20 protein-coding genes are annotated in these 19,175 nt (G+C 58.4%); 11 read left to right on the forward strand and 9 right to left on the reverse strand.

All coding sequences use genetic code 11. The features are described from left to right. Nucleotides 1-220: 220 nt before the first annotated feature. A complete protein-coding gene (locus tag JSY17_RS18370; RefSeq protein WP_117167494.1) occupies nt 221-1,693 on the reverse strand; it encodes an aldehyde dehydrogenase family protein in 1,473 nt (490 codons plus the stop codon). A gap of 228 nt (nt 1,694-1,921) precedes the next feature. Here JSY17_RS18370 and JSY17_RS18375 point away from each other — a divergent pair, with 228 nt between their 5' ends. From JSY17_RS18375 to JSY17_RS18395, 5 genes are all read left to right on the forward strand, one after another. Beyond that, nucleotides 1,922-2,779 carry a GNAT family N-acetyltransferase gene (locus JSY17_RS18375; RefSeq protein ID WP_206402709.1) on the forward strand — a complete coding sequence of 286 codons (858 nt, stop codon included), beginning with the start codon at nt 1,922-1,924 and terminating at the stop codon, nt 2,777-2,779. Between the two features lie 20 nt (nt 2,780-2,799). Next, the gene (locus JSY17_RS18380) at nt 2,800-3,513 is read left to right on the forward strand and encodes a cupin domain-containing protein (RefSeq protein WP_206402708.1); all 714 of its coding nucleotides are present in this window, start codon (nt 2,800-2,802) and stop codon (nt 3,511-3,513) included. 524 nt (nt 3,514-4,037) lie between these two features. Continuing rightward, complete coding sequence (locus tag JSY17_RS18385) at nt 4,038-4,487, forward strand: hypothetical protein (protein WP_117183151.1); 450 nt, start codon at nt 4,038-4,040, stop codon at nt 4,485-4,487. Nucleotides 4,488-4,611: 124 nt separating this feature from the next. Next, the gene (locus JSY17_RS18390; protein WP_117183150.1) at nt 4,612-5,334 is read left to right on the forward strand and encodes a hypothetical protein; all 723 of its coding nucleotides are present in this window, start codon (nt 4,612-4,614) and stop codon (nt 5,332-5,334) included. Between the two features lie 264 nt (nt 5,335-5,598). Continuing rightward, nucleotides 5,599-6,201, forward strand: coding sequence for a hypothetical protein (locus JSY17_RS18395; RefSeq protein WP_206402735.1), 603 nt, complete (start codon nt 5,599-5,601; stop codon nt 6,199-6,201). 75 nt (nt 6,202-6,276) lie between these two features. Here the strand turns inward: JSY17_RS18395 and JSY17_RS18400 are convergent, their stop codons facing one another. Then, the gene (locus tag JSY17_RS18400) at nt 6,277-7,326 is read right to left on the reverse strand and encodes an alpha/beta fold hydrolase (protein ID WP_232849535.1); all 1,050 of its coding nucleotides are present in this window, start codon (nt 7,324-7,326) and stop codon (nt 6,277-6,279) included. A gap of 165 nt (nt 7,327-7,491) precedes the next feature. Between JSY17_RS18400 and JSY17_RS18405 the strand changes: the two genes are divergently transcribed. Then, complete coding sequence (locus JSY17_RS18405; RefSeq protein WP_206402707.1) at nt 7,492-8,394, forward strand: LysR family transcriptional regulator; 903 nt, start codon at nt 7,492-7,494, stop codon at nt 8,392-8,394. 48 nt (nt 8,395-8,442) lie between these two features. On the opposite strand, the gene JSY17_RS18410 is transcribed toward JSY17_RS18405, so the two are convergent. The 4 genes from JSY17_RS18410 to JSY17_RS18425 form a co-directional block, all read right to left on the reverse strand. After that, nucleotides 8,443-8,655, reverse strand: coding sequence for a DUF6124 family protein (locus tag JSY17_RS18410; RefSeq protein WP_117183147.1), 213 nt, complete (start codon nt 8,653-8,655; stop codon nt 8,443-8,445). Nucleotides 8,656-9,200: 545 nt separating this feature from the next. Beyond that, entirely contained in the window at nt 9,201-10,745 is a 1,545-nt protein-coding gene (locus JSY17_RS18415; protein WP_206402706.1) for a phosphoenolpyruvate carboxykinase, read from the reverse strand. Nucleotides 10,746-10,924: 179 nt separating this feature from the next. Next, complete coding sequence (gene hslO, locus JSY17_RS18420; protein ID WP_117167483.1) at nt 10,925-11,827, reverse strand: Hsp33 family molecular chaperone HslO; 903 nt, start codon at nt 11,825-11,827, stop codon at nt 10,925-10,927. A 148-nt stretch (nt 11,828-11,975) separates the two neighbouring features. Then, nucleotides 11,976-12,386, reverse strand: coding sequence for an RNA-binding S4 domain-containing protein (locus JSY17_RS18425; protein ID WP_117167482.1), 411 nt, complete (start codon nt 12,384-12,386; stop codon nt 11,976-11,978). 175 nt (nt 12,387-12,561) lie between these two features. Between JSY17_RS18425 and rimA the strand changes: the two genes are divergently transcribed. Genes rimA through rimK form a run of 3 tightly spaced genes read left to right on the forward strand, consistent with a single transcriptional unit; the run spans nt 12,562 to nt 14,738 of the window. Continuing rightward, on the forward strand, nt 12,562-13,344 hold the full coding sequence (gene rimA, locus JSY17_RS18430; RefSeq protein ID WP_122370603.1) for a S6 modification regulatory phosphodiesterase RimA: 783 nt from the start codon (nt 12,562-12,564) through the stop codon (nt 13,342-13,344). 15 nt (nt 13,345-13,359) lie between these two features. Further along, nucleotides 13,360-13,836: a retropepsin-like aspartic endopeptidase RimB gene (gene rimB / locus JSY17_RS18435; protein ID WP_117167480.1), complete on the forward strand. Its 477-nt coding sequence runs from the start codon at nt 13,360-13,362 to the stop codon at nt 13,834-13,836. After that, nucleotides 13,833-14,738 (forward strand): 30S ribosomal protein S6--L-glutamate ligase, encoded by a 906-nt coding sequence (gene rimK, locus JSY17_RS18440; RefSeq protein ID WP_025262428.1) that lies wholly within the window; start codon nt 13,833-13,835, stop codon nt 14,736-14,738. Before rimB ends, rimK begins: the two co-directional genes overlap by 4 nt. A gap of 87 nt (nt 14,739-14,825) precedes the next feature. Here rimK and secB read toward each other — a convergent pair whose 3' ends face one another. Genes secB through JSY17_RS18455 form a run of 3 tightly spaced genes read right to left on the reverse strand, consistent with a single transcriptional unit; the run spans nt 14,826 to nt 16,018 of the window. Next, complete coding sequence (secB, locus tag JSY17_RS18445; RefSeq protein WP_117167479.1) at nt 14,826-15,311, reverse strand: protein-export chaperone SecB; 486 nt, start codon at nt 15,309-15,311, stop codon at nt 14,826-14,828. A 37-nt stretch (nt 15,312-15,348) separates the two neighbouring features. Continuing rightward, nucleotides 15,349-15,603, reverse strand: coding sequence for a glutaredoxin 3 (grxC, locus tag JSY17_RS18450; RefSeq protein WP_117183144.1), 255 nt, complete (start codon nt 15,601-15,603; stop codon nt 15,349-15,351). Between the two features lies 1 nt (nt 15,604). Continuing rightward, nucleotides 15,605-16,018: a rhodanese-like domain-containing protein gene (locus JSY17_RS18455; RefSeq protein ID WP_206402705.1), complete on the reverse strand. Its 414-nt coding sequence runs from the start codon at nt 16,016-16,018 to the stop codon at nt 15,605-15,607. 146 nt (nt 16,019-16,164) lie between these two features. Here JSY17_RS18455 and gpmI point away from each other — a divergent pair, with 146 nt between their 5' ends. Next, nucleotides 16,165-17,697, forward strand: a complete 1,533-nt coding sequence (gene gpmI, locus JSY17_RS18460) for a 2,3-bisphosphoglycerate-independent phosphoglycerate mutase (RefSeq protein WP_206402704.1) — start codon at nt 16,165-16,167, stop codon at nt 17,695-17,697. A 153-nt stretch (nt 17,698-17,850) separates the two neighbouring features. After that, on the forward strand, nt 17,851-19,146 hold the full coding sequence (locus JSY17_RS18465) for a murein hydrolase activator EnvC family protein (RefSeq protein ID WP_200999112.1): 1,296 nt from the start codon (nt 17,851-17,853) through the stop codon (nt 19,144-19,146). Nucleotides 19,147-19,175: the final 29 nt, after the last annotated feature.

Genomic DNA, 19,175 nt, shown 5'->3' on the forward strand with positions numbered 1-19,175 from the left:
AGCACCGTTTTGAGGTGCGTGCTCAGCAGACTTTGCGGGGCGCTCCAGCCTTGGGCAAACCCCGGTTTCAGGCGCTTTTATGACCCTTTTCGGGGCGCTGTCGCTCAAACACGGGGGTTTGCGCCGCAGAAACTGCGTTCGCGAATGAATTGGCGAGAAACCCAAACAGAAACGGGCGCTTCCCTTTCAGCAAGCGCCCGCTCTGCAAACCCTGAAATGATCAGCCAGCGATATCGATCAGCACACTCTTGAAGCGCAGGTTGGCCTCGAACGCTTCCTTGCCCAGATCCTTGCCGATCCCGGAACGCTTGTAGCCGCCGGTCGGCAGAATGTAATCGTTGCTGCGGCCATAACGGTTCACCCACACCGTCCCGGCTTCCAGGCGACGAATCAGGCGCAGGGCACGGTTCAGATCCGCAGTGTGCAGCCCGGCTGCCAGTCCATAGGTGTCATGCTCGGCCAGACTCAAGGCCTGCTCTTCGTCATCGAAAGCCTGAATGGTCAGCACCGGGCCGAACACTTCTTCACACACCGCCGGGTTGCGGTTATCCAGTCCGGTCAGCAGAGTGGGCTGGTAATAGGCGCCGCCCATGCCCTCGAACAGCCCGCCACCGGTCAACACCTCGGCACCCGCCTCGCGGGAGCGTTGCACGATGTTGTCGATGCGCATGGCCTGCTGGCGAGAAATGATCGGTGTCAGTGTGCTGTCTGGCGACCAGGTCGGGCCAGGGCGCAGCTCCTTGAAATACGCCTGCAGATGCTCGACGAAAGGCGCCATGATCGAGCGCTCGATAATCAGTCGCGAACCCGACACGCAGATCTGCCCGGCGTTGCCGGTAATGGCCATGGCTACGGTGCGGGCGGTCCTGGCGATATCGGGAATATCCGCAAACACCAGTTGCGGGCTTTTGCCGCCCAGTTCCAGTGTCACCGGCTTTGGGCCGACCAGCGCGCAAGTGGACATGATGCTCGAGCCGGTCGCCGTCGATCCGGTGAAGGTCACTTTCGAGACCAGCGGATGCCGGCACAAGCCATCGCCGGTGGTGCGGCCGTCACCCTGCACCACGTTGAAGATGCCGGCAGGAATCCCGGCCTTCACCGCCAGCTCGGCATAACGCAAGGCCGAAAACGGTGTCAGTTCCGAAGGCTTGAGCACCACGGCATTGCCTGCTGCCAGAGCAGGTGCGACTTTCCATGAAGCCATGCTCAGCGGGAAATTCCACGGTGCGATGGCCGCGATCACCCCGTAGGGTTCGGCAATCTGCATGCCCAGACGATCCGTCTGGGTGGCTGCGACTTCCCCGCCGTGCTTGTCCGCCAGCTCGGCGAAGAAACGAATGCCTTCGGCCACATAAGGAATGTCCCAGGCCAATACATCCTTGTGCGGACGTGTAGAACCCACCGCTTCCAGAGGCCCCAATACTGCGCCATCGGCTTCGATCAGATCGGCCCAGCGGCGCATGACCCGGGCACGCTCGCGAGGTGGACGACTGGCCCAGTCGCTGCGCTTGAACGCCTGCCAGGCATTGCTCACGGCCTCATCCACCAGCGTGGCGTCGGCAATCGGCAGCTCCGCATAGACCTGGCCATCGGAAGGACGGGACACCGCCATACCCGATTGCGCATCGCGGTATTGGCCGGCAATGAAATGAGCGCTGCGCACAGCAATCACACGAGGATCGAAGCTATCCATGAAGGACTCCAGCCAATGACAAGCGAGGTCTCCATGCTAGAAAAAAACCGCAAGCATTTGCTGCCGACCTTTTACCCCGTTTAAGAAGTAACTGCGGTCTTGAGCGCCTGCGATTATTGAATCTGCCGAATGCTTGCGCCCCTCTTGTCACCCTTGCCTGCAGGTGGGATACAGCAAGCCTGCCGCAGACTTTTATCGCTTGTGCATCCCTTTCAATGGAGATACCTCATGCTCGCTCAACAACGCATCGACTATGAATATCGCCCCATGACCGCCGACGATGTCGGTCATGCCCACAGCCTGTCCCTTGACCTGAAATGGCCGCATCGGCTGGAAGACTGGGCCATGCTGCAACGTGTCGCTCAGGGCTTTGTGGCGATCCATGACGGCAGGCTGATCGGCAGCGCCTTTGCCTGCCACCAGGGCGACTATTCCACCATCGGGCTGGTGATTGTCAGCGACGACTATCAAGGCCAGGGCGTGGGTCGCAAGCTGATGGAAATGGCCGTGGGCAGCGTTGCGCCACGCACCGCCATCCTCAACGCGACGCTGGCTGGCGCGCCGCTGTACGCCAAGATGGGCTTTGTCAGTTTTGGCGAGGTCGAGCAGCGTCAGGGGCAGGCGCAAGTACCGTCCGCGACCGCATTGAAAGCAGGCGAACACTACCGCCCGTTGAACGATGCAGACAAGCCTCGCGTGCTGGAACTGGCCAATGCCGGCAGCGGCCTGGATCGCACCGTCACACTGGGCGATGTGCTGAACAATGTGGAACATGCCGTGGGCATCGAGCGTGACGGCCAGATTCAAGCCTTCGCAATCATGCGGCCTTTTGGTCGCGGTCTGTGCATCGGCCCGCTGATCGCCGAAAACGTCGAGCAGGCCAGACACCTCATCGAACAACTGCTGGCCAAGGTGCCCTACGCCTTTGTACGCATCGATATCCCGGTGGACAGCGGTCTGCCGCAATGGCTAGAAGAAGCCGGCCTCAAGCGCGTGGACAGCGTGACCTGCATGAGCATGGGTGCCGTGCCGCAGCCGTCACAAGGTGTTCGTCAATTTGCCCTTATCACTCAGGCCATCGGCTAGCTTCCGGAGATTCAGCGCACATGTCACAACCGACCGCCTTGTTGCTGGCCCACGCCGACAACAGCTCTGTAGACACCGAATTCACATCCGCCCCGTTGAGCCCAGGCGACCCGTTCGCCAGTCAGCGCCGCATCGCCTTTATCGATGACCAGGGCATTGCTGCCGGTCTGGTAAACCTCAATGCATGCTTGAGTGTGGAGAATTACCCCTACACCGAAATGCTGGTGGTGCACCGTGGCGCAATCACTTTGCGCTCGGGGGAAACCCGTATCACCGTCAGCCCCGGGGAAAGCGCCGTGATCGGGCGCGGCACCGACCTGCACATTGAGGCTCAGCCACACAGCATCTGGGCCTTTTGCGCCGCAACCCAGGCCAGTGGCCCGGAAAAACCAGGCATCACCCTGATCGAACGCTACGCCCCGCTCACGCCATCGTCGCCACCGGAAGCCGGCATCCTGATCGGCACGGCCCCGCAATGTCGCAGCAACAACATCTTTGAAGATACCGCCAGTACCCTGCGCATCGGCGTCTGGGACTCGACCCCTTACGAACGCTTCGCACGCCCGCACAAGATCCACGAACTGATGCACCTGATCGAGGGTAGCGTGGACCTGCAACTGGACAACGGTCCGACCCTGAGCGTAAAGCCGGGCGATACCGTATTCGTCGCTCAGGGCGCCCCCTGCAAATGGACCAGCACGGTGTATGTACGCAAGTTCTATGCAGTGACCTGATATCGAAAAACAGGTGCCCTTCACTCTAGGCTTTGTACGAAATGTATCTGCGCTCGATGATGCTGCGTTAAAAACAGGCTCGTGCGCGAGTCCGATCGGAATGCTCATTTACAGCAGTAAAGTCGGGCGCGACTCCGACCGTTCCTCGCCTGTTTTTGCCTTGCCTCACCTTCGCTCGAAAACATTTCGTACAGAGCCTAGCGGAGGGCGCCGCAACAGCCATGCAACAAAAAATTCTTATTATTTTATTTCTGCAGAAAAAGCTTTTTGTTGGCTACCGCTTTTGTATTAACCGTGATACAAACTCCGCCATGGATAAAGTGATACTGAATATTCATATCAGTATCGGCACAGGGAAAAGTGCATGTTTCATTGCCCGCTGATGCACCTCTCGCATTTCTCCCGCCTCTGAATCCATACCTGAAACAATATGAAAACCCGGCATGACAGCGGGCCATCGCTTTGTTTTTCATACGCAAAAAACAACAAGAAGTTGACACTTTTCATCAAGGAGCTTTACTGCTATGAAACTTTCAAAACTGCTGTTGCCTTCCCTTGCACTGGCCACAATGGCTGTCGCTGCAACTGCACAGGCGGGTCCACCGGTTACTGTGACATTCAAGAATCTGGGCACGGCTGCGGCGGAATACAAGGTTGTTTCCACTAACGAGTCCTCGACCAAGCTGAATGCCAAAACCCCTATCGCACCGGTGGTACCAGCAGGTGAATCCAACACCTACGTGGTGCAAAGCAACATTTCGCCAGACGGAAACTTCGCCGTCGTCCGTTACGCCATCGGCTCAAAAGTCTGCGTATTCTCCACCACCTTCGTTAACACGTTCGGTGCTGGCGGCGTCAAGGTGCCGCAGTGGACCCGTTCCGCAACCCCTAGCGGCGGCGCTGTCTGTACCGCCACTTCGAGCGTGACCAACTTCTCTACCTACGCCTGGTCTGCCGAATTCACCATGAAGTAAGCCATGCGCGTGCGCATCCCCCGTGATGCGCACGCCTTCTGCGGAAAAGCTAAAGTCAGGACCGGTCACGCCGATACAGTGTGACTAGCGCCATGGACATGGCAACCGCTGCGAGGAAGCACCCATGATCGATACCAACTCCATCTCGGCTTTTCTTGCCAGCAACACGATCAAGACCGTTGCCAAAACGGCTTCCGTGGCCACCGTCAGTGTCGACTCGAAAGAGCTGTCTGCAAAAACGGATAACTCGGACACAGCCACACTTTCAAGCCTGGCCAAACAGTTGAATGACAGTGCCGCTCGCGCCGAATCTCGCGACTCGACACTGAGCAGCAAAGAGCTGGGAAAACTGGGCACCAGCATCATTTATAAAATCGCAGGTACTGAATACGACGAGAATCGAAAGGTTCACGATGCCGAAGTTCCGGATACCGATGATCCCGAACTGCTGGAAAGAGCCAGACAGGCAACCCAATTCAAAAATGGTACAGGCGCAAACCCTTTCGCCAGTTTGTCCCAGGACCAGTTGAGATTAATCATCTACGACGAAAGTGGTGATTACACCATCAACGAACGAAGTGCCGCTTTTTCCGAAAACTACGACCGCGAGGAAGTATGGAACAAGGCAATGGCAAAGAAATACGTGGATGAATACAACGAAACCGGCAAGAGCACCAATACACTGGTCGAAATGCTCGCGCATTACAACGATCTGCCGCCAATAGAGAAGGCACAATACCCAAGTAACTATGTGGCCAATCTGACAGCGGGCGACAGTTCGGCTCTGGATATCTTCAATAGCGGCAAGAACACTGCAGCCAGCCTGTCGGGCAGTAAAGAGGCATAAACAGGCAATAACGCAATCGAGCACATTGCATGTCCCTGTTTTCATGCAATGGACTTTCGCCACCACTGGCAAACGGCATCTATCCCGTTTACGCTCTCGGTTCAGCGCACAGGACGCGCAACTCAGTGAATGGATGCCATGCAAGACAAACGCAGCTCATACGAGCACTTCAGTGCCGATGAGGAAGACGCGACGCATTACGTGCGACGCCACCCATCGACCTCTTCGAATTTCTACCGCAACCTGTTGGCTCTGCTGATCTTCATGTGCCTGAGCGGCTATGGCGTACTGTATTACAGCGGTGTCTTCACGCTGATTGCGAACAACTCCGCCTCTCCCCAACCGCATATCCACAAGATCACGCAACCCGCTACCCTGCCCGCCTCCAATCAGGTTTCCCAACGCCCCAGGCCGCTGGCCGATTGCATTGGCCCGGATAATGTCATAGATGAAGCCGTTGTAACCTGCCGCTTCGGCCAGTTCCCCAAGGCGACCCAGAACCATGAGGTACAGGGCATGGTGTCCGACAGGTTCATGGCGCAATACAAGGCCGACCAGCAAAAGCTACAGCCAGGGGACGAAAGCGTGGAAAGCGTTGAATGGGCGACCGTGAACCAATGGGACCGGAAACGCACCTACCGGGCAGTGTGGAGCATCACCGACAACCGCATCGACGGCAGCAGCGTATGCACCAACTGGCCCAAGGGCTCGATCGAATACCGCGAATGCCGAAAAGGCGCAAAGGTGTATTTCAGAGAGCAATGCAAAAGCTGGAGCAGGCAGTGGGACAGAAGCCGCGCCAGTTCGAGCAAGGCTGCGCAACAGCGTTATTGCAGCGCAGGTGAAGGGTTCAACCCGCTCGGCTGAGGCCACCGTCTTGCCCCGTCGCGGACAAGCCTCCTCAATGGGGATTCCATCCGCGAACCTGCATTACCTGAACTCTCAACGTTTCAGCTTTCGCCCAAGAAAATCGCCAATGTACCCGGCAACCTCAGGCGCATGGGTTTCCAGCGCGAAGTGCCCGGCATCCAGAAAATGCACCTCGGCAGCCGGAATATCCTTGCGATACGCCTCGGCACCCGGCGGGATGAAGGCCGGATCATGCTTGCCCCAGACCGCCAGCAGTGGCGGTTGGTATTCACGGAAATACTGCTGGAACGCGGGATAAGCCGCCACGTTGCTGCGGTAGTCGAGAATCAGGTCGAGCTGGATTTCTTCTGCGCCCGGTCGGGCCATGTAAAAGATGTCCAGGTTGTACCCGTCAGGCGACAGTTTCTTCGGATCGGCCCCCGTGCCGTATTGCCAGTCACGAATCGTTTCCGGCGACAACGAGGCTCGGCAGGCTTCGCGGTTGGCCGCAGTCGGTTCACGCCAGTAGGCTTGCCAGGGCCCCCATTGGTCACTGAAACCTTCCAGGTAGGCATTGCCATTCTGACTGATGATGGCCGTGACCTTTTGCGGGTTGGCAACAGCCAGACGCAAGCCTGTAGGGGCACCGTAGTCGAAGACGTAAAGGCTGTATTTATCCAGCTTCAGCGCCTCGGTAAAACCTTCGATCACCTTGTAGAGATTTTCAAAGCTGTAATCGAACTGCCCGCGTGGCGGCGCCTTGGTGTTGCCAAAACCCGGCAGGTCGGGCGCGATCAGACGGTACTGGCTGGCCAGCAACGGCATCAGGTCGCGGAACATGTGGCTGGAGGTCGGGAAGCCGTGCAACAGCAGCAACACCGGCGCATCCTTGTGGCCAGCCTCGCGGTAGAACACCTCGACATCCCCCACCTTTTGCGTGTTGAACCTGACGCGCAAGGCATCGTCCGTCTGCACCGCCTTGCCCCTGGCGAGCGAAGCGCTGCTGGAAGAACTGGTTGCGCTGGCTGACGACGCGACCAGCGCAGAAGCGGCACCGATGGCAGAGGCCAACAGCACTTTACGCCGACTGACTTCGAATGCGGCATCGCCAGTGGCTGCCGACAGCGGATCGGAATGGTTCATGGTGAGATCTCGAACAGGAAGGGAGTGAGGTTCATACTAGGCATTGCGGCTTGTGCCGAGAATCACCACGCCCGTCAATTCACTCTTGCGGTTATTGCAATGCTGTCCGAGGCTTCGAGACAGGCTTGCGGATAACCCGCCACGACCGCCAACGTCAGGAAAGATATGGATCGCATTCAGGAAATGACCCTTTTCGTCGCCGTGGCCGAGCAGGCCAGCTTCGCCAGTGTGGCGCGCCATTTCGGTCTTTCCAGTGCGACGGTCACGCGGGCAATCGCACAACTGGAAAGCCGGGTGGGCATTCTGCTGGTCGTGCGCACCACGCGCAGCCTGCGGCTTACAGAGGCCGGGCAACGCTTTGCCATGGACTGCCGCCGGTTGCTTGCCGACCTGCATGAAGCCGAAAGCACCGCAGCCGGTGTCCATGCCACGCCAAGCGGCCTGCTGACAGTGACGGCACCACAGATGTTTGGCGCACTGCATGTCACACCGGTCCTGACCCGCTTCCTCAGCCAGCACCCGGCCGTGGAAGCCCGCGCCATTCTGGTGGATCGGGTTGTCTCGATCCTGGACGAAGGGATCGATGTCGCCGTACGCATCGGCACCCTGCCCGACTCATCGCTGACGGCAATTCCCGTCGGCAGCGTGCGGCGCATGGTCTGCGCATCGCCAGCCTATCTGGCCGAACATGGCTCTCCGCGCCACCCGGACGACCTGCGCCTGCACTCGACCATTTCCACCTCCGCTTCCGAGCGAGCGCCCAAATGGCCCTTCCGGGTCGACGGCCAGGAGTATTCGGTCGACGTCGAATCAAGACTGCACCTGAGCTCCTTCAATGCCGCCATCCAAGCAGCAAAGCAGGATTGGGGATTGACCCAGGTGCCGTCCTATCAGGTCAACGAATATCTGGATGACGGCAACCTCGAATACGTACTGGAAGCTTTCGAGATCGCCCCGGAGCCGGTGCATGTGGTTTATCCACAAGGACGCCGTGGCGCCTCCAAGGTGCGGACTTTTGTCGATTTCTGCGTAGAGACGCTGAGACAGGATCTGCAGTTTCGCGGATAAATCCGCTCCTGCACGCCCGCTGCAGGAGCGAATTCATTAGCGAACAGGTCAGGTCACAACCTCGATTTTTTCCAGCGAGCGCTCGACCAACGCATGCGCCATTTCCACCAGATAGATCACCGAAAATGCCAGATCACGCTTCTGGCCGCTGAGCTGGTCACCGGTTTCATAGGCCGCAGCCGAGGCACTGCGCAAGAGATCGGAAACCCGCAGAAGGGTTTCTTCGAGTTTGATGGGTGGATCGGGGGTAACTTTTAACATGGTCTTTCTCCCTACGCTGAACGGGAGCCAGCTTTTGTCGTTCTCACACGACAAAGGGTGGCAGCTGTGTACAGGGTGAGAAACCGGTGTAGGGTACCCGGCCAGACCGAAGTCTGCCCGTACACAGCCGCCATAGAGCACGCCGAAAGACGACGAACAATTGACTGCTCATTACCCAAACAGACGGGTTCTCACACCCGTGTCGCTGATTTTGCAGCGACGGGACGCAGCCTAGTTCCCGGATCTGGCAGGCACAAGCGGGTTGGATTGTCAGGGAAGTTTCGTTCAGAAGATACGGATAGGTCTTTCAGAATCGTCACATTTCTTGAGCCAACCTCGTGGGAGGCAGCTTGCTGGCGACGGGGCCATTGAAGTCAGCGCCCGAAAAATCGCTTTGTGGCTATAGCCACTCCTATTCGGTTGAGGGGCTGTGGATACCTTGATTGTCTCATCGCGAGCAAGCTCCCTCCCACAATCACTTCAACGCCGCAGCCCCAAAATAAAAAACCGCCCCGAAGGGCGGTTCTTTGTGCAGCTAACCCGAATTACAACTTCGGACCGGCAGCCTTGATAGCGTCGCTCACATCGAACTTCTTGAAGTTCTCGATGAACAGACCAGCCAGGCCTTTGGCTGCTTCGTCGTAAGCAGCTTTGTCAGCCCAGGTGTTGCGTGGGTTCAGCAGACCGGTTTCAACGCCCGGTACCGACTTCGGTACGTCGAGGTTGATGGTGTCCAGGTGCTCGGTTTCTGCACCGATCAGCGCGCCGCTCTGGATGGCTGCAATCACGCCACGAGTGGTCGGGATGTTGAAGCGTTTGCCGACGCCGTAGCCGCCGCCGGTCCAGCCGGTGTTGACCAGGTAGACCTTGGAGCCGAAGCCGCGGATGCGCTTGATCAGCAGCTCTGCGTATTCGCCAGCCGGACGCGGGAAGAACGGTGCGCCAAAGCAGGTCGAGAAGGTGGACTTGATGCCGGCACCCGAACCCATTTCGGTGGAACCGACCAGTGCGGTGTAACCCGACAGGAAGTGGTAGGCAGCCTGTTCTTCGCTGAGGATCGACACAGGCGGCAGTACGCCGGTCAGGTCGCAGGTCAGGAAGATCACGGCGTTTGGCTCGCCGCCCAGGTTCAGCGGTGCGCGTTTTTCGATCAGTTCACGCGGGTAGGCCGCGCGGCTGTTCTGGGTCAGGCTGTCGTCGGCGTAGTCGGCTTTCTTGGTAACCGGGTCCAGAACGACGTTTTCCAGTACGGCGCCGTGCTGGATGGCTTTCCAGATGACAGGCTCGTTCTTCTCGGACAGGTCGATGCACTTGGCATAGCAACCGCCTTCGATGTTGAACACAACGCCCACGCCCCAGCCGTGTTCGTCGTCACCGATCAGGTAACGGCTTTCGTCGGCGGACAGGGTGGTCTTGCCAGTACCGGACAGACCGAAGAACAGGGTCACGTCGCCCTCTTCGCCCATGTTGGCCGCGCAGTGCATCGGCAGAACGTCAGCTGCTGGCAGCAGGAAGTTCTGGACCGAGAACAGGGCTTTCTTCATTTCGCCGGCGTAGCGCATGCCAGCGATCAGCACTTTCTTGGCTGCGAAGTTGATGATGACGGTGCCGTCGGAGTTGGTGCCGTCGCGCTCTGGTTCGCAGACGAACCATGGAGCGTTCTGGATCTGCCACTCGTCTTTGCCGGCAGGGTTGTACTGCTCAGGGTTGATGAACAGGCAACGGCCAAACAGGTTGTGCCATGCAGTCTCGGTGGTCATCTTGACTGGCAGGTAGTGCGCAGGATCGGAACCTACATGGACGTGGGAAACGAAACGCTCGCGCTCGCTCAGGTAAGCCGCAACGCGGTCCCACAGAGCATCGAATTTGTCAGCCGGGAACTTGCGGTTGATCGCGCCCCAGGCGATTGCGTCCTGAGTGCTCGGCTCTTCAACGATGAAACGATCGGCTGGCGAGCGGCCAGTGCGATGGCCTGTTTGCACAACCAGTGCGCCGGTGTCGGAAAGCTCGCCTTCACCACGGGCAAGGGCTTCCTTGACCAGTTCGTCGATGCTCAGATCGGTGTACACAGCGTTGTTTGCTTGCGTCATCAGGGTCCCCGTCGGCCAGTGGCCGAGTGCTTCAAACGGTTTTGTAGTAAAAAAACAACCACTACTACAGCGGAAAAGTGGGCGGGATTATGCCAGAAAAGCCCAAAAATGGTAGGACCCTCCTGTCAGAACAGCATTACAACCGCCCACACGATGTTCTGAGACAGTTTCGCCAGCGATTAGTGGCGCGTGTCAGATGGAGAATCGACACCACCGCCAGCAAACAGCTGGGCGACGTCAGCGGCATCGAACAAATAGCGCTCATTGCAGAACTGGCAGTCGATCTCGATCGTGCCGGCATGTTCCTGAACCAGTTGCTGTGCGTCCTCCAGACCCAGGCTGACCAGCGCATTGGCCGAGCGCTCGCGCGAGCAACTGCAGCGGAAGCAGATCGGCTGGATATCGAACAGGCGAACCGGGTCTTCGTGATACAGGCGATGCAGGATGGTCTGGTTGTCCAGGCCCAGCAGTTCTTCGGCCGAAAGGGTGTTGGCCAGGGTGATGACATGTTCCCAGCTGGCGTCGCGCTCTTCGGGGTCGGTGATCTGCGCCACAGGGAGCTGTTGCAACAATAGACCACGGGCGCGATGCCCGTCGGCCTTGAGCCAGAAGCGGGTGCCAAGCTGCTCGGACATCACGAAGTAGCTGGAGAGGCTTTCCGAAAGATCGACCCCATCCAGAGCCACGATGCCCTGATAGCGCTTGCCCTTGTTCGGGTCCACGGTCAGGGTCAACGAACCTTCGGGCATCAGGTCTTGCAGACCGGCACCCGGAACGATCAGGGATTCGTCATAACGGGCAATGCCGCGCAATTCACGCTCGCTGGAGCACTCGACCATCAGCAGCGGCACTGCGCCGTTGGAGCGCGCCTGCAGAATCAGCAGGCCTTCGAATTTCAGTGTACCCACCAGCAAGGCCGCGGCGGCCATCAGTTCGCCGAGCAGTTGTGCGACCGGCTCCGGGTAGGGGTGTTTGGCAAGCACTTCGGCGTAGCTGCGCTCCAGCGCGACCAGCTCTCCACGAACGTCGCTTTCGTCAAAGATGAAACGCTGGGTGAAGTCGATGTCCGGTAAATCATGCATAAGAAGAAGGTATCTGAAGGAATGACAATTGATGGCAGTGTCGGGCATCCATGGATGCACTCTGCCATAAGGTTGCAGGGCATTTTATGGGCTGCGGGGCACTCTTCCAAGCCGAATGGCGATTCGTGCTGATTACTGGCGCACAGTTTCAGTCGCCGTGATTGCTGCCGTGAAACTCGAAAAGCTGGCGACGCTGCTTCTTGGTCGGTCGCCCGTCGGTGGTCACGCTCAGGTTGCCCGCCTTGCGTTGTGCGGCTGCCTGCTCGCGCCTTGCGATGCTGTCGGGCGTTTCGCGATAAAGGGTTTGCGCCTCGGGCGCGCCACGCCGCACGATGGACAACGCTTCGACCACCACTGTGCGCTCATCGAAACCTGTGCGCACCAGAATCTCGTCACCGATATGAGGCTCCTTGCCCGGCTTGCAACGCTCGCCACGGCAGTGCACCTTGCCGCTTTCTATAGCCGCCTTGGCCAGCGCCCGGGTCTTGAAGAAACGCGCCGCCCACAGCCATTTGTCCAGACGCACCTTGTCATCGTCTTCCTCGGTCTTTTTCGCCATGTGAATTCCTCACTCGTGAAACAGTCAGAACTACCGGGTTCAGTATAGAAAGTGACTGCATGCCGTCACCGGTCTACGTACACTCCCTGAGCCCTGTCGAACATGAAGCAATCAATCCTTGCCTGTCAAAGCCGGTCAGAGCGAATTTTTCCCCACCTGAACAAGGAAGTGCGACATGACAGATTTTCCGGCTTCATTGACCGCACGTAAAAAGGGCTGTGAGGGCTGCACCGGCAGCCCGGAACTGGATTTCTCGTTCGAGTTCGCCTACCAGCCGATCGTGGATCTGCGCGACCAGTCGATATTCGCCCATGAGGCGCTGGTCAGAGGTCCCAACGGTGAAGGTGCCTATTCGGTCCTCGATAAGGTCACGGACAGCAACCGCTATCGCTTCGACCAGGGCTGCCGCACCAAGGCCATTGCAGGTGCCGCCCAGTTGGGAATGGCCGAACGGCTGTCAATCAACTTCATGCCCAATGCCGTGTATCGTCCCGAGCTTTGCATCCGCAGCACCCTGGAAGCCGCCCGTCAGCACAAGTTCCCGCTTGATCGCCTCATATTCGAAACGCTGGAAACCGAGCATGTAAATAATGATGGTCATTTGAGCAATATTTTGCGCGAATATCGCGAATTCGGTTTCATGACCGCCATCGACGATTTCGGTGCCGGCCATGCCGGGCTGACGCTTCTGGCGAACTTCCAGCCCGATCTGATAAAACTCGACATGGATTTGATTCGCAATGTCCACCGCGATCGGGCCCGTCAGGCTATCGTTCGTGGTGTTGTCACAATGTGTGCGGAGTTGGGCGTTACAGTAATTGCCGAAGGCATCGAACATGCCGAAGAACGGGACTTTCTCGCTGACTGCGGAATTTTCCTGATGCAGGGCTACTGGTTCGCCAAACCTGCGTTCAAAGCCCTGGCCCGGGTTGATTCTGGTGCCTGGCAGAAGTCTTGAACCAATGGAATCGCCTTGAAGACATTCGACCATCTGACAGTTATCGGCCTGCGCGAGTGGGTGGCGCTACCCGATCTGGGGGTAGCGGGCCTGCGGGCAAAAATCGATACCGGCGCAAGCACTTCAAGCCTGCATGCCACCGAGATCGAACCTTTTGAACGCGACGGCCAGAAATGGGTTCGCTTCAACGCTCATCTGGGCACCGTGGTGCAGTTGCGTCATCGCCGATGCGAGGCCCAGCTGGTCGCCATGAAAACGATCAAAAGCTCCAATGGCCAGGCGCAGGTTCGCTATGTGATCCGCACCACCCTGGCCTTGGGGGATCGCGTCTGGCCGGTGGAATTCACCCTGGCCTGCCGCAAGTCGATGCGCTATCGACTGCTACTGGGTTCAAACGCCTTGATCGACGGCCAACTGGTGGTCAATCCGGGCATTACTTACGTTCAAGACAAGCCGGTGTTCCCGGTCTCTACTTCCTCAGGTGCTGCATGAAGATCGCTGTGCTTTCGCGTAACCCGCGTCTGTATTCCACCCGTCGTCTGGTCGAAGCTGGCATCGAGCGTGGCCATGAGATGGTGGTGATCGACACCCTGCGCGCCTATATGAACATCGCCAGCCACAAGCCGCAGATCCACTATCGCGGCAAGCCGCTGGAAGGCTTCGATGCGGTCATCCCGCGTATCGGCGCTTCGGTAACCTTCTATGGCTGCGCGGTGTTGCGCCAGTTCGAAATGATGGGCGTGTTCCCGCTCAATGAGTCGGTGGCCATTGCCCGCTCCCGGGACAAGCTGCGTTCGCTGCAATTGCTGTCGCGCCGTGGCATCGGCCTGCCGGTCACCGGTTTTGCCCACTCGCCGGACGATATTCCCGACCTGATCCAGATGGTCAACGGCGCACCGCTGGTCATCAAGGTGCTCGAAGGCACTCAGGGCATCGGTGTGGTGCTGTGTGAAACGGCAACGGCCGCCGAGTCGGTGATCGAGGCGTTCATGGGCCTCAAGCAGGACATCATGGTTCAGGAGTACATAAAGGAAGCGGGGGGCGCGGATATCCGCTGCTTCGTGGTCGGCGACAAGGTCATCGCCTCGATGAAGCGTCAGGCCAAACCGGGCGAGTTCCGCTCCAATCTGCACCGTGGCGGCAGCGCCAGTCTGATCAAGATCACTCCGCAGGAACGCATGACCGCCCTTCGTGCCGCCAAGGTCATGGGCCTGAGTGTCGCGGGCGTGGACATCCTGCGCTCCAACCATGGTCCGCTGGTGATGGAAGTGAACTCGTCGCCAGGGCTGGAAGGTATCGAGGTGACCACCAGCAAGGATGTGGCCGGCATGATCATCGAATATCTGGAGAAGAACAGCGGGCCGCACATGACGCGGACCAAAGGCAAAGGCTGACCAGCAGGAACGAATTCATTCGCGAAAAGCCTCGCGAATGAATTCTTCGCCCCAACAAAAAAGCGCCTCTGGAGGCGCTTTTTTCGTTTACTGCACGGTTGGCGTTTCGCCGGCTTCCTGCATGCGTTGCAGCTCTTGAGCGTACAGCGCGTCGAAGTTGACCGGGGACAGCATCAGCGCAGGGAACGAACCACGGACAACCAGGTTGTCGATCGCTTCACGAGCGTACGGGAACAGCAGGTTCGGGCAGAACGCGCCCAGGGTGTGGCTCAGGGAAGCGTCGTCCAGGCCCTTGATCAGGAAGATACCGGCTTGCTGGACTTCAACGATGAAAGCAACTTCATCACCGTTGTTGACGGTCACGGACAGGGTCAGCACCACTTCGTAGAAGTCGCCTTCGAGCTGCTTCTGACGGGTGTTGAGGTCCAGGCTTACGCTTGGAGTCCACTCCTGGCGGAAGATCGCCGGGCTTTTCGGTGCTTCGAACGACAGGTCGCGAACATAAATACGTTGCAAGGAAAACTGAGGGGAGTTTTCTTCGTTGGTAACGCCGTTGGTCGATTGTTCGGTCATGTCGAATCCTTATGAAAAAGAGGGTATGAATTTGAATTCAGTTTTCAAGCCACAGGTCCAGCTCGCCTGCGCGCTCAAGGGCAAAGAGATCGTCGCAGCCACCGACATGCCTGGAACCGATCCAGATCTGCGGCACCGAAGTACGACCGGCCTTCGCAACCATTTCGGCGCGAACCTGCGGTTTGCCATCGACTCTTATCTCGTTGAAGGCAACTCTCTTGCTTTGCAGCAACTGCTTGGCGCGTGTGCAATAGGGGCAATAGTCGCTGGAGTAGACGATGACTTCAGGCATTTCATTTCACCAAAGGCAAGTTATCGGCGCGCCAGCTGGAAATACCGCCAGACAATTTGGCTGCCTTGAAACCCGACTTCAGAAGCTCGCGGGCCGTACTGCCTGCATGCTGCCCGAATGCATCGACTATGATCAACGTCTTGTCCTTGTGTTTTTGCAGTTCGGACGTACGGGTCAGCACTTTGTCCTGCGGAAAATTCAGGGAGCCGACGATATGACCGGTCGCGAAGTCCTTGGTGGAACGCACGTCGATGACCACAGCCTGGTCGCTGTTGACCAGAGCTGTCAGCTCGCGCGTGCTCAGGCTGCGACCGCCCTTGCTCATTTCATAGGTAATCAGCAGGGCCAGCAGAATGAAGAAAGCACCGGTGATCAGGTAGTGGTTAGTAGCGAATTCAAGCAGATGAGCAACCATCGATAGGTTCCAGGGCGTTAAAATGTCGGCCAGTATACACAGCACCCAAGGTGCGCCAAAGTCCGTGCGGCAGTGACGTGGTTTGAACTTGCCCCTAAAATGCGGATCTTTTTTGTACTTTCTTTAACCAGCCTCGAGTGGGTTCTATGACTGCCACCCCAAAACCTCTGGTCCTTATCATCCTGGATGGCTTCGGACACAGCGAAAACCCTGAAGGCAACGCCATTCTGGCCGCCAAGATGCCAGTCATGGATCGCCTCTACAAAACCATGCCACACGGCCTGATTTCAGGTTCGGGCATGGATGTGGGCCTGCCGGACGGGCAGATGGGCAACTCCGAAGTCGGCCATATGAATCTGGGCGCCGGGCGTGTGGTTTATCAGGACTTCACTCGGGTGACCAAGGCCATCCGCGACGGCGAGTTCTTCGAGAACCCGACCATCTGCAAGGCCGTGGACAAGGCTGTCGAAGCGGGCAAGGCCGTCCATATCCTGGGCCTGCTGTCCGACGGCGGCGTTCACAGTCACCAGGATCATCTGGTGGCCATGGCCGAACTGGCGGTGAAACGTGGTGCCGACAAGATCTACCTGCACGCTTTCCTCGATGGCCGCGATACGCCACCGCGCAGCGCCAAAGGCTCCCTCGAACTGATGGACGAAGCTTTCGCTCGCCTGGGCAAGGGGCGCACGGCAACCATTATTGGCCGTTACTTCGCCATGGACCGCGACAATCGCTGGGACCGCGTATCCACCGCCTACAACCTGATTGTCGACAGCACGGCAGAATTCCAGGCCGAAACCGGCGTTGCCGGGCTGGAAGCCGCCTACGCCCGTGACGAGAACGACGAGTTCGTCAAAGCCACCCGCATCGGCGAGCCGGTCAAGGTCGAAGACGGCGATGCCGTGGTCTTCATGAACTTCCGCGCCGACCGTGCCCGTGAGCTGACACGTGTCTTCGTCGAAGACGATTTCAAGGATTTCGAGCGCGCTCGTCAGCCGAAGGTCAACTACGTGATGCTGACCCAGTACGCTGCCAGCATTCCCGCGCCATCGGCCTTTGCTGCCGGCAGCCTGAAAAACGTGCTGGGCCAGTATCTGGCCGATAACGGCAAGACCCAGCTGCGCATCGCCGAGACCGAAAAATACGCCCACGTCACTTTCTTCTTCTCCGGCGGCCGCGAAGAGCCGTTCCCGGGCGAAGAACGCATCCTGATCCCGTCGCCCAAGGTCGCCACCTACGACCTGCAGCCGGAAATGAGCGCTCCGGAAGTGACCGACAAGATCGTCGATGCCATTGAAAACCAGCGTTATGACGTGATCGTCGTCAACTACGCCAACGGCGACATGGTTGGCCATAGCGGCGTGATGGAGGCGGCGATCAAGGCTGTGGAATGCCTGGACCTGTGCGTCGGGCGCATCACCGATGCCCTGGAAAAGGTCGGCGGCGAAGCGCTGATTACCGCCGACCACGGCAACGTCGAGCAGATGACGGACGACTCCACAGGCCAGGCGCACACCGCGCACACCTCGGAGCCGGTGCCTTTCATCTATTTCGGCAAGCGTCAGCTGAAAGTCCGCGAAGGCGGGGTTCTGGCCGATGTCGCGCCGACCCTGCTGAAGCTGATGGATCTGGAAAAGCCGCAAGAGATGACCGGCCATTCGATTCTGGTCGGGGAGTAAGCGGCTCTGAACCGGCATTTCGACATCAGGAAATGCCGGTTTTTTGTGTATCAGGCCCCAAAGCAGTGGCTGCGGGGCGTTTTTTTTGTGCCGTATGGCGGGCATACTAGGCCTGTCATTTTTTCTCACAATTCCTCGGTATCGCCCACCCTCATGCTCCGCGCCTTGATTGCCCTTGTCCTGCTTTGCCTGCTCAATCCGGCGTTCGCCGATGACGAGCGTGCGCAAACCCAAAAACAGATAGACGCAGCGCGTCAGGATGTTGCCGAGCTGCAGAAAGTCCTGAGCAAGCTTCAGGAAGAGAAAGCGGGCGTCCAGAAGGACCTTCGTGCCACCGAAACGGAAATGGGTAAGCTGGAAAAGCAGGTCGAGGTCCTGCAAAAGGAACTAAAAAAGACCGAAACCGAGCTCCAGCGGCTCGACAGTGAGAAAAAAAAACTCAACAGCGCTCGCGCTGAACAGCAACGCCTGATTGCCATTCAGGCCCGCGCCGCCTATCAGAGCGGTCGTCAGGAATACCTCAAACTGCTGCTCAACCAGCAGAATCCCGAAAAATTCGCCCGCACCCTCACCTATTACGACTACATCAGCCAGGCCCGGCTGACCCAGTTGAACAATTTCAATGAAACCCTGCGCCAGTTGGCCAGTGTCGAAAAAGACATCGACCTGCAACAGGCACAGTTGCTGGTTCAGAAAAGCAATCTGGATAGCCAGAGCGAAGAACTGGCCAAGGTCCGCCAGGAACGCCAGCAGGCACTGGCCAAGCTCAATCAGGACTACAAGGCGCGGGACCAGAAGCTGCAGGCGCGCCAGCAGGATCAGGCCGATCTGGCCAAGGTGCTGAGAACCATCGAGGAAACCCTGGCCCGTCAGGCTCGCGAAGCCGAGGAAGCACGCCAGAAAGCACTGGTTGCCGCCCGCGAAGCCGAAGAGCAGCGCCAGCGTGCAGCCAGCAGCAGCCGAAATAATGATGAACCCGCGCCAAAGCGCCCAGTCAAAGCCCCCGGTGCCATGGTTTCCAGTGCCGGCGTGTCGTATGGCGGCCCGTTTGCCGAAGCCAGAGGTAAACTTCCATGGCCTGTCGATGGTCGATTGCTTGCCCGCTTCGGTGAAGCCCGTGGAGATGACGAGCGGACCAAGTGGGATGGCGTGATGATCAGCGCGGCCTCCGGAAGCCAGGTCCATGCCGTGCATGGCGGACGTGTGGTTTTCGCTGACTGGTTGCGCGGCGCCGGTCTTCTGGTCATTCTCGACCATGGCAACGGATATCTGAGCCTGTATGGTCACAACCAGAGCCTGCTCAAGTCGGCAGGCGACATCGTGAAGGCCGGTGAGGCAATATCCACCGTAGGCAATAGCGGCGGTCAAGACACATCAGCGTTGTATTTTGCTATTCGTCAGCAGGGTCGCCCCAGCGATCCGGCCCAATGGTGCCGCACTCAAGGATAAGTCGGCCCCAATATCTGTAGGAGTTCGTT

Source organism: Pseudomonas capsici (assembly GCF_017165765.1).
Taxonomy (GTDB): domain Bacteria; phylum Pseudomonadota; class Gammaproteobacteria; order Pseudomonadales; family Pseudomonadaceae; genus Aquipseudomonas; species Aquipseudomonas capsici.